Annotated in this window: 16 protein-coding genes; all 16 read right to left on the reverse strand. The window is 70.3% G+C overall.

Features of this window, described 5'->3' with window-relative positions; all coding sequences use genetic code 11:
• Positions 1-24: 24 nt before the first annotated feature.
• On the reverse strand, positions 25-1,641 hold the full coding sequence (locus E6O51_RS11850; protein WP_168735251.1) for a DUF935 domain-containing protein: 1,617 nt from the start codon (positions 1,639-1,641) through the stop codon (positions 25-27).
• Positions 1,638-1,934 carry a hypothetical protein gene (locus tag E6O51_RS21855; RefSeq protein ID WP_168735252.1) on the reverse strand — a complete coding sequence of 99 codons (297 nt, stop codon included), beginning with the start codon at positions 1,932-1,934 and terminating at the stop codon, positions 1,638-1,640. Before E6O51_RS21855 ends, E6O51_RS11850 begins: the two co-directional genes overlap by 4 nt.
• Positions 1,934-3,730, reverse strand: a complete 1,797-nt coding sequence (locus E6O51_RS11855; RefSeq protein WP_136385191.1) for a hypothetical protein — start codon at positions 3,728-3,730, stop codon at positions 1,934-1,936. The genes E6O51_RS21855 and E6O51_RS11855 overlap by 1 nt, the downstream gene beginning before the upstream one ends.
• The gene (locus E6O51_RS11860; RefSeq protein ID WP_136385192.1) at positions 3,730-3,924 is read right to left on the reverse strand and encodes a hypothetical protein; all 195 of its coding nucleotides are present in this window, start codon (positions 3,922-3,924) and stop codon (positions 3,730-3,732) included. Before E6O51_RS11860 ends, E6O51_RS11855 begins: the two co-directional genes overlap by 1 nt.
• Positions 3,917-4,417 (reverse strand): DUF1804 family protein, encoded by a 501-nt coding sequence (locus E6O51_RS11865; RefSeq protein ID WP_136385193.1) that lies wholly within the window; start codon positions 4,415-4,417, stop codon positions 3,917-3,919. Before E6O51_RS11865 ends, E6O51_RS11860 begins: the two co-directional genes overlap by 8 nt.
• Positions 4,404-4,694 carry a hypothetical protein gene (locus tag E6O51_RS11870; protein ID WP_136385194.1) on the reverse strand — a complete coding sequence of 97 codons (291 nt, stop codon included), beginning with the start codon at positions 4,692-4,694 and terminating at the stop codon, positions 4,404-4,406. The genes E6O51_RS11865 and E6O51_RS11870 overlap by 14 nt, the downstream gene beginning before the upstream one ends.
• Entirely contained in the window at positions 4,691-5,089 is a 399-nt protein-coding gene (locus E6O51_RS11875) for a hypothetical protein (RefSeq protein WP_136385195.1), read from the reverse strand. The genes E6O51_RS11870 and E6O51_RS11875 overlap by 4 nt, the downstream gene beginning before the upstream one ends.
• Positions 5,086-5,571 carry a hypothetical protein gene (locus E6O51_RS11880; RefSeq protein WP_136385196.1) on the reverse strand — a complete coding sequence of 162 codons (486 nt, stop codon included), beginning with the start codon at positions 5,569-5,571 and terminating at the stop codon, positions 5,086-5,088. Before E6O51_RS11880 ends, E6O51_RS11875 begins: the two co-directional genes overlap by 4 nt.
• The gene (locus tag E6O51_RS11885) at positions 5,568-6,035 is read right to left on the reverse strand and encodes a glycoside hydrolase family protein (protein ID WP_211091390.1); all 468 of its coding nucleotides are present in this window, start codon (positions 6,033-6,035) and stop codon (positions 5,568-5,570) included. The genes E6O51_RS11880 and E6O51_RS11885 overlap by 4 nt, the downstream gene beginning before the upstream one ends.
• Positions 6,028-6,294 carry a hypothetical protein gene (locus E6O51_RS11890; protein ID WP_136385197.1) on the reverse strand — a complete coding sequence of 89 codons (267 nt, stop codon included), beginning with the start codon at positions 6,292-6,294 and terminating at the stop codon, positions 6,028-6,030. The genes E6O51_RS11885 and E6O51_RS11890 overlap by 8 nt, the downstream gene beginning before the upstream one ends.
• Positions 6,295-6,398: 104 nt before the next feature.
• Positions 6,399-6,608: a hypothetical protein gene (locus tag E6O51_RS11895; RefSeq protein WP_136385198.1), complete on the reverse strand. Its 210-nt coding sequence runs from the start codon at positions 6,606-6,608 to the stop codon at positions 6,399-6,401.
• 3 nt (positions 6,609-6,611) lie between these two features.
• Positions 6,612-6,818, reverse strand: coding sequence for a hypothetical protein (locus E6O51_RS11900; protein ID WP_136385199.1), 207 nt, complete (start codon positions 6,816-6,818; stop codon positions 6,612-6,614).
• A gap of 1 nt (position 6,819) precedes the next feature.
• Positions 6,820-7,560 carry a hypothetical protein gene (locus tag E6O51_RS11905; protein ID WP_136385200.1) on the reverse strand — a complete coding sequence of 247 codons (741 nt, stop codon included), beginning with the start codon at positions 7,558-7,560 and terminating at the stop codon, positions 6,820-6,822.
• 289 nt (positions 7,561-7,849) lie between these two features.
• Entirely contained in the window at positions 7,850-8,242 is a 393-nt protein-coding gene (locus E6O51_RS11910) for a hypothetical protein (protein ID WP_136385201.1), read from the reverse strand.
• A gap of 21 nt (positions 8,243-8,263) precedes the next feature.
• Positions 8,264-8,716: a DUF4124 domain-containing protein gene (locus tag E6O51_RS11915; protein WP_168735253.1), complete on the reverse strand. Its 453-nt coding sequence runs from the start codon at positions 8,714-8,716 to the stop codon at positions 8,264-8,266.
• 70 nt (positions 8,717-8,786) lie between these two features.
• A complete protein-coding gene (locus E6O51_RS11920) occupies positions 8,787-9,227 on the reverse strand; it encodes a Mor transcription activator family protein (protein WP_168735254.1) in 441 nt (146 codons plus the stop codon).
• Positions 9,228-9,230: the final 3 nt, after the last annotated feature.

Consider the following 9,230-nt stretch of genomic DNA (forward strand, 5'->3'; position numbering starts at 1 on the left):
CGCCGCTTCGCGGCGCGGCTTAATTCAGGCGTTCGGCATCACGTCATCCATCCCCACCAGCGTCGCCAGCGCGTACCCCTCGGCCATGATCTCCACCAGATGCTCGGTGGGCAGGTCGCCGAACATCTCCAGCAGGCGCTGCTGGATCTGCGCGAGAGTGAGGTCCGGATTGTCCGCGAGCAGTCGCTCGATGTCCGCCAGCCAGTCATCCACCGCGGGCTGCGCCTCGGCCGCCAGGCGCGGCGCGAGCTGGTCGGCGGGGTCGGTGTCGGCGCTGGCCGGCAGCGCCAGGGCAGCCAGCGTGGCAGCACGCTGGCGCCAGGCGCGGGCAGCCGGGCGGGGCGACGCCCCCGCGCGCAACGCGGCCTCGACCCCCGCGGCGGACACCGGCGGGGTGAGCAGTTTCTCGTCGGACTTTGCGGCCGGGATGCGCACGCGGTCGCGCACCCACGGCTCCGGCACCTCGACACCCAGGCCGACCAGGCGCTGCAACCCCATCGAAAACGTGTTGAGCTCGGCGGCATCCTCGCGCAGATCGAACACCCACCGCGGCGCGCGGCGAAAGCTCTCCACGCCACCACCGTTCAACACCGCCATGGGATAAACCAGGTCGCGGGAGAGCGTGTTGGCGCCCGAGCGCGCATCCGCCGTGCGGATGTCCGCGCGTACGTCCCGCTGCAGGTCGGCCACGCCGCTACCCATGCCGGTGGCCTTGGCCTCGGCCGAGAGCACCTGACCGAGGATGCCCTTGCTCTGGGCGCCCTCGGCCCAGGCCACCATGGCCAGGTGCGGCGTGCTCTCCCCGCCGCCGGTCACCTTCTGGATCTCGATCCTCATGCCCTCGGGCATGATGGCGCGGGCGTCATGGCCCAGGCTGGCCACCGCCCGCATCAGACTGGCCTTTTCCTCCGGCGTGGCCGTGGCCATGAACTCACCCAGGATGATGGGCAGGCCGTAGGTTTCCAGGAATTCCGCGAAGTCCCCGATGCTGTACGCCTTGTAGATGAAGGGCCACACCAGCACGCGGTACAGCCCCATGCGGCCGAGATAGCCGGTCTTGGGCTTCCTCGGCTGGTGCATGACCCAGCCCATGGGAATGAGCCGCTCGCCGTCGGCCGAACCGTTGTTCAGCCGCAGCTCGCGGCGCGCCATGTCCGTGCGGAACCAGGTCTGCGGGCGCGGATGGAAGGTGGGCAGCCACTCCCGCCCCCAGCGCTGCCATTCTATTTCGATGGGCGCGAAGCCGTGGCCCACGCCCTCCATCATGGCCAGCAGCAGATCCTCCAGGTCATCCACGGCATTGCGCAGCAGGTCTTCCACCAGGTCCGCCGTGCGCTTTTCCGCGGCGGTCGCGTTACTGGGCGGCTCGATGCGCCAGTCCAGGGTGAGCAGGGCGCCGGCGCGCTTGTCGAACTCGCAGCGCAGGTGCGAATCCCGGTCGTACATGTCGTCGAAGAGCCGGTGCTGCGCCACGATGTCGCCCTGGTCGGCATCGCGCAGGATGCGCGCGGCCTCGGCCGGGGTGAGGCCGTCCAGTTGCGATTCGATGAGCTCGTGCTGCAGGGCGGCGATGCGGGCGGTCTGCGGCTCGCGCAGCATGCCGGTGTCGATGGGGGTGCCGTATTGGTCGAGGATCTTCATGGGGTCGGCTCGTCGTACAGTTGAGGCGCCAGGTTGCGCATGGCGCCGGCCAGGGCCTCGCTCTGGGCGGCTTCGCCCACCATCCTGCTGGCGTGCTGCAATCCGGCGCGGATGCATTGGGCGTACTCCAACCGGCTGAGCGCCGGACGGGAGGCCACTTCCACGGCGAGGTAGGTGCGCCCGTCGATGCGGCCGGCCAGATCGGCCAGCCATTGGCCGATGCGCTGGCGCCAGCCCTGCGGCTGATTGCTGCGGAAACGCCACCAGGTCTCGACGAAGCGCAGATCGTCCATCAGAACATCCTCCGCGACTCGTACCCGCCGAAGTCATCGGCTGGCGGCGCGTTGAAGCCGTCGCCCCGCGGGCGGCCGTGGCGGCCGAGGGACTGGAAGCCGTCCGTGCCCACGGCGCGGGTGGTCGCGACCATCCACAGGATGGCCAGCGCCGACAGTCCGTCGTAGTGGTGCCCGGGCTGGGCCTCGGGCCAGGTGTCCAGCTCGGCCAGCAGCGCCACCAGGCCGGGCGAGAACAGGATGCGCGGCTCCATGGCGTCGGTGATGAAGGGCTCCAGGGCATCGATGCGGCTTTCCTGGTCGCCGACGGCGGTAACGCCCACCAGCGGCACCGGGCATCCGAGGCGGACCGATTCGCGCACGATGTTCTGCCGTTGGGCCTCGAAGGCGGCGTTGTTCTCGAAGCCGACCAGCGTGCAGTTGAACTCGCGCTGCACGCTGATCAGGTCGGCCTCCAGCTTGCTGGGCACGCGCCGCTTGATGGCGGCCTCGATCACGTTGAGTTTCGCGCGGGCTTTGTCATAGCCGCCGATCAGGATCGCCGAGGGGTCGGACGACTGGCCCTTGCCCACCGAGGGGTCGCAGGCGCCGAACATGATCCACTGCCCGCGCACGATCCAGAACTTGTAGCCGGCGAACACCTTGTCCTCGTCGCTGCGCGGATCGCCCTGCAGCTCGGTGTCGAACGCCCGCCTGTTCTTGACGCGCTGGCGCATCAGCCAGTAGAGCGAGCGCACACCCGGCCAGCTGATGACGGCGCCTTCGTCCATCTCGGCGCGGTGCGCCAGGTAGAAGCGCCAGGACGGCAGCTCGGTGTCCGGGGCGAGCTGGCCGCGCTCGGCAAACTCTTCCATCACGGCCTTGTCGTCGTTGAGCATGATCTGGGCGCACTCGTCCCACAGATCCGGATGCGTCGGGAAATGCTCGATGGCGCGGAAGTGATGCACCAGGTGGCCTACGGTGCGCTTGGCGCGGCTGATCGGGTCATCCTTGTTGAGGATGGTGCCCACGCCCACGAACTTCACCGAGCCATCCGGCGGGCCGAGGTAGTCGATGGCCTTCTCCAGCCAGTCCCAGCGGTTGTCGCGCTCGGTCGGGCTCTTGGCCTCTTTGTCGGTGATCAGGTCATCGCCCAGCAGCAGCTTGGGGCGGCTCGCACCGTGGAAGGTGCCGCGGATCGCCTGCTCGGCGCCGAAGGCCTCGAACTTCACGCCGGCGCGGCTGACGAACTCGCCCACCTTCCACTGCGGGCCGCGGCCGCAGGCCTCGGGGAAGTCCAGCGCCAGGGCGGCATTGACCGTCAGTTCGGTCTTGACGACTTCGAGCAGCTTGGTCGGCAGCTTGGTCTCGGCGCCGAGCAGCACCACGTAATCGACGAAGTAGGGCAGCGGCACAACGTCGGCCCAGCCGACATCCTTGCGCACCTCGGCCTTCTGCAGCAGCGCGCGCACGGCCACCCAGCACGGGCCGACCTTGGTGGTGAGGGAGGATTTCGCCTCGCCCCGCGGCGCGATCCACCATTCCTTACAGCCGCCCGGGGCGTCCAGCAGTTGGGGGAAGCGCGTGAAGAAGTGCCGGTGAAAGCTCGATGCCGGCGGGCGGATGTGATGCGGGAAGTAGGTGTGGGCGAAGAACTCGAAGTCTCCGTCGACCAGCACGCGCCGGCGCCGCGCCACACGCGCGGCCGGCGACGGATCGAGGCCGACCTGGTGGGCGGTGATCTCCCGGCGCAGGTCGGCGACCAGGTCGGCGAGGTCATCGCGGAAGTCGCGTTCGGTGGTGGGCTTGGTGGCCATCAGAAGTACTCCGGCCAGCGCGCGGCCAAGACGGCGCGATCGCCGTCCGCCACCTCGTAGAGATAGGCCAGTCGCTCGAAGAGGGTTTCGCCGTCGGTCAACCACACGGTGCCCTCGGCGCATTCAACCAGGTCGTTCAGGGCCGCGAAGATTTCGCTGCGGACTGCACTCAGGCGCCCGCTATCCCTATCCATACGCCTTCACCACTTCCTCACCGAACGCCTCCAGCATCTCGGCCAGCCCCGCCGCGTTACCGGGGTAGCGCGCCTTGGTGAATTCCAGTAGGCGGCGGATCACGTCCAGCGCCACGGCCAGGCGGTCGGTCTCCGGCATCAGGCGCTTGAGCACGGCGGCCATCTTGGTGTGGCTGTCGGCCAGGCTGGCGATCGCCTGCACCTTGGCGAGCGGCTCCATGTTCTCGGCCCCCTGGATGGCCTCGGCCGCGGCCTGCGTCTGCTGCACCATCACCGCCAGCGTCTGGCGCACCACGTCCTCGATGCCGCCGCCGGCGATCATCTGCGCGGATCGGGCCTTGTCCCAGTCGTCGCCGGCGCGGCGCGCCTCGGCCTTCCAGCGCCGGGCGGTGGCCACGGGCACGTCATGCTTCACGGCCGCGATCTCCAGCCCGAGCTGGTCGAAGACGTAGGCCGCGCGCACGGCGCGGCGGGTGTCGTCAGAGTGGGCCATGGCCGGGCTCCCCCGGCATCGCCGCCCGGTCCAGCACCACGTCGCGCCCGCGCTCGGTGAGCGTGGCGGCGTCCCCGGTGCCCAGCACCAGGCCCACGTCGGCCAGCCACAGGATGTCGGCACGGACGCGATCCACGGTGGCCACCTGGCCGTGCACCGCCTCCAGCTCGTCGCGCAGGCGGCGGGCGGTCATGGACTGGCCGGCGCTGAAGAACAGCAGGGAGAGGATGCCGTGGCGGCGGATGCGCTCGGCTTCCCGTTGAGCGAAGGTGCTCACGGCAGCCCCCTTTCCGCCACGCGGTTCATCAGCGCCCGCAGGCTTTCGCCGATGACCTTGAGCGTGCCCTTGATCTCGGCCACGTCCTCGGCCGTGGTATTCACCCGGCTATAGAGCTTGTCCAGGTCTGCATGGGTGGGCGCCTTCTCCACCAGCACGTCCAGCCGCGTGATGCGCGCGGCGTGGTCTTCCAGCTCGCGGTCGATGGCTTCCAGCCGCTCCAGCACGCTCTGCTGCCCGCGCTGCACGTCGGTGCGGTGGGCGGCGAGCTGGTCGCGCAGCATGTCGCCGTATTGCTGCAGCAGGCTGCGGCCCATGGCCCACAGCACGCCACCCACGGCGGAGACTACGGCGGCCAGGAGCGCCACGGTGAGGTAGTTGATTTCGATGATCATGGGGGCGTCTCGGTGGGCGCCTGGATCAGGGCGTTGAGCCGGCGGGCGCATTCGGCGTACCGGGCACCGGCGGCGAGTGCCCAGCGGTAGATGTGGGTATCGGTGGCAACGTGTCCGGCATCGGCTCCACCGCCAGCGGGGGGCAGCTCCACACGGAGACCCGGGGCGCTGTCGAGCAGGCGCAGAGCAGGCTCGCGCAGGCAAGCACGGCCATCGGTAACGGTAGACGTGGCATTCAGGCGCTCCTGGGTGAGTTGGTCGGCGATGCGCCGGGCGGCGGACAGATCGAGGGCGAGGCGGTTTGCGCGGGCCAGCGCCTGGTGCAGCGCCACGCTGTTGGCGTCCGCCAGCGCCACCAGCTCGCGGGCGTGTTCGGCGCGCACCTGCTGCACTCCGGCGCCGCCCAGCTTGTAGCCCGCATAGCACCCGACCGCCGCGGGGGCCAGCACCATCACGAGCGCGATCAGCCAGTCGCGGGTCATCGCGGCGCCCCCTCCATGCACAGGCGGTATTCCTGCGCCCGGCGCCTGGCCAGGCCGCCCAGGCGGCGGCCTCCCGCGTAGATCCAGCGCAGGATTTCCGCGCAGGCGCCCGCGTAGTCCGGGGGGGCTGCGCGCAGCTTCTTCACCAGGGTGGAGCCGCAAAAGGCCGGGCCGCCGATGTTGTAGGCGAGGCTGGCGTAAGCGTCGAATTCGTGCTGGTACAGGGGCACCTCGCCGATGCAGCGGGCGGCCTCGCGGGCGTGCGCCTCGGCGTCCGCCGCCAGGCGCTGCACGGCGCGCACCGGGTCGGTACGCTCTCCCGGGCGCACCCCGGCCGTGGCGCCGAAGCCCACCGTGGGCACGCCCACGGCGTCCCGGTACGCCTCGCCCCGATAGCCCTCGTAGCCGGCCAGCATGGCCACCAGGGCCGCGGAGGCAGTGAGCCCGATGGCGGCCTTACGCACGGCGCACCCATTGCGGCAGATCGAACCGGCAGCCGAAGCGCGGCTCGGGCGACACGTAGCGCCCGGCCTCCATCTTCGCGCAGCGACCGAAGGCCGACACCGCCATCAAGCGGTCATCGGCCGGGCGGGTGAAATGGGCGCAGGTGGCGCAATGGGGGGCGACGCCGGACGGGCGCAGGGCCGCCCCAAGCCCGGCCGCCGCCCCCCCGGGGGGCAGCGCAGACGTGCAAGCGGCAAGCGTGGGGGTCGTCGTCTCCATGCCGGCATGGTGCCGGGCCGAACGAAACCGATCAGGGTGCGGAACCGCACCCGCAATGAAAAGCCCCGCGCGCGGGCGGGGCTGTGGTGCGGGGCGGGTGCCGCCTATTCTGGCATGGGAATGCGCTCCACGGCCTCCTTGGCCGCATCCAGGCAGACCTCCACGGCGGCGAGCAGGTCGGAGGCGCGGTTGGCGTCTTCCATGGTGCAGCCGGGGCCGGGCAGAACCTCCATCAGCAGGCCGGACACGGCGCGGGCGCCGGAGATGCCGCGTTCCAGATCCAGCCAGGCGAGGCGAGCGTCGGTAATGGCCATGGCTCAATCCTCCACGTTGCGTTCGATTCCGCCGGCCAGCTCACCGATGACCGCCAGGATGTCGAGCACGATGGTTTCCGTCAACGCCTCGTCGCACAGGCCGCTGCCTGTCTTGATCACGTCCGCGGCCACAGCCAGCGAACGGATGCGGCCGGCGATGCGGGCGGTGTGCGCCGCCTGCACTTGCAGATCGTAGGCCAGGTTGCCCATCTCACACCTCCTTGGCCGGGGTGGACAGCATGGCGCGGGCCGGGGGCTGCTGCAGCTGGCGGCCGACGTGGTCGAGCGCCTCGGCCAGCGGGCGGTTGCAGGCGGTGTGGCGCAGGCGGTTGCTGAGGCGCTGGTGGTAGTCCGCCAGCCGTTCCTGCTCGACGGCGAGGTGCCGCGCGGCCACGGCGGCGATGAGCGCGGGCGGGCATTCCGGTTCGCCCGCGGCGGGGCTGAACTGGTACTTGGCGTGCACCACCAGGCTGACCGTGGCCCGGCTGATACCCAGGGCACGGCCGATGTCGGCCAGCGACTGCCCGGCCACGAACAGCTCCAGCGCCAGGCGCTCCACCCGGCGCGTGACCAGCAGCCGGCCGCCGCCGGGGAGGCTGACCGGGGTGGGCGCAGGCGCGGGCGCCTGGCCGGCCAGCACCGTCTTGGCCCAGATGCGGAAATCCTTGGCGCGCGGGGTGTTGGCGAACATGCCGAGCAGGACGCAGCCGGTGTCGGAGAAGACGCGCATTTCGCGCATCTGACCCTGCCAACTCAGTTTGAGTTGGCAGGTGTCGCTATCGGTGAACTCATCCGCATGGCGGATGTACAGGTTGCGGATACCCTGAGCGGCGTTGGCCTCGGCGTAACCGAGCGCGCGGCCGACCTGCTCGGAGGTCAGCCAGCGGCGGCCGGCGTGGTCGATGACGGACAGCGGAATGCCGTGGAATTCGGCGGGGATGGTGTGGCTCATGGCGACAGTCCTCAGATGGCAGATTCAACCGCCACCCCGCCGCGAAACGGGGTGGCGACCGGAATGCGGGGTTCGCGGACCGGTCTGAGGGCCGGCAGGGCCGAAGCCCTCCCCACACCCGGCCGCCATGGAGGCTGCGCGAGCGCGTGCGCACAAAAAAGCCGCATCCAAAGGACAGCGGCGCCAGTGCGCCTCAGAATCCGGGCCGCGACGCCCGCGCTGCCGTTGATGCGGCAGCGGGCGTACTTTGCGCCCGTTTTGACACTGGCGTCAATACTGAACCGGGTGCTCATCGGCACCCGGCCAGCCGCTCCGCGGCGAGACGCTGATCATCCCGCGCGTGCCGTATCGGCTCTAGAACCGGCTCGCTGTCACCCAGGCGCATGAAGGTCATGTAAACGTCGATCTCCGCCCTCATACCGGCCAGCAGGGCGGTCTTGACCCCCTTGGTGCAGGTCCAGGGCTCGACAGCCTCCAGTTCGCGGACGATCTGCTGCATATCCTTGACGGGGCCGGACAGGCTGATGCGGCTGGTACTGGCGGCCAGTTGCGCGGCATCCGCCCAGCGGGCCGTCAACCGGTCGATCTGCTCGATGGCGGCCTTTTCCTTGGAGCTGGTATAGAAGCCGTACCCGCCGCCGATCAGCACCAGCGCCAGAATGAAACCCGCAATGATCTTCATGGTGACTCCCCTCTATGTGGATCAATCGAACGCCGACACCCGCTTGCCTGGCGGGCAACGGAAGAAGCTGTCCTGCGCGGCCTTCTTGGCCTTTTCCTGCGCACGGGCGATGTTGTCGGGGTGGCGGTACTCGCCCGCCAGCCGGGCGGCTTCCGCATGCTCCGCCCGCAGCCGGTCGCATTCGTCCGGCTCGGACGCGCGCGCCGGGCGGGCATCCAGCTGCTCCTGGGCGCGGGCCTTCGCTGCGTCCCGGATCGTCTGCCTTTCGATGAGATCGGCCGTACGCCGGTCCGCGGCCGCAGCCTCCTCCGGGTTGAATCCGCCGGCGGCCGGCTTGACGGCAGTCGGCGCCGAGTCCGCATAGCACGGGCGATCCGTGATAACGGTCTTGCCGCCTTCCACGCACTTGTACACCTGCGCCTGGGCGGCCGAGGTCGCCAGCAGCGCGGCGGCGAGGATGATGTAGCGTTTCATGGCGTCCTCCATGTCATGAAGAGCGATGATTCTGCCATTATCACGCCGGCCGCGTCCGTGCCATGCGTCATCAAAACAACCCCATCTGCCCGCGCCAGTCGCCCGCGCGCTCGTCGGGCGCGGCCTGGCGGTCGGCCTCCTTGAGCACTTCGAAGAGGCGGCGGCGCGACAGCCCGGTGGCGCGGCACAGCTCCTCCGCGCCGGCGCCGGCGTCGTACCGGGCGCGTATCCAGCGGTCCCGCGCGGCGGCGAAGGCGGCGCGGCAGTTGGGAATCTCCAGGATGCCGCCCCGGTACTCGGCGTAGATGCGGCGTGCGGCGGCGGCGCCGGTGAGCTCGGCCACCTGGGCATAGCGCGCCTCGTCCCGCGGGCGGCCGGCGGCGGGGCAGTAGATGCGCGCGCCGGGCATCTCCCGCACCAGGGCGAACGCGCCGCGCCAGCCGGCGAGCCGCAGGAGGTTCTTCACGGTGGGCGGCAGGTCGCCTTCCAGAATCTGGAGATCCGCTTTCATGGG

It is taken from the genome of Pseudothauera rhizosphaerae, assembly GCF_004801305.1.
Classification (GTDB): Bacteria; Pseudomonadota; Gammaproteobacteria; order Burkholderiales; family Rhodocyclaceae; genus Pseudothauera; species Pseudothauera rhizosphaerae.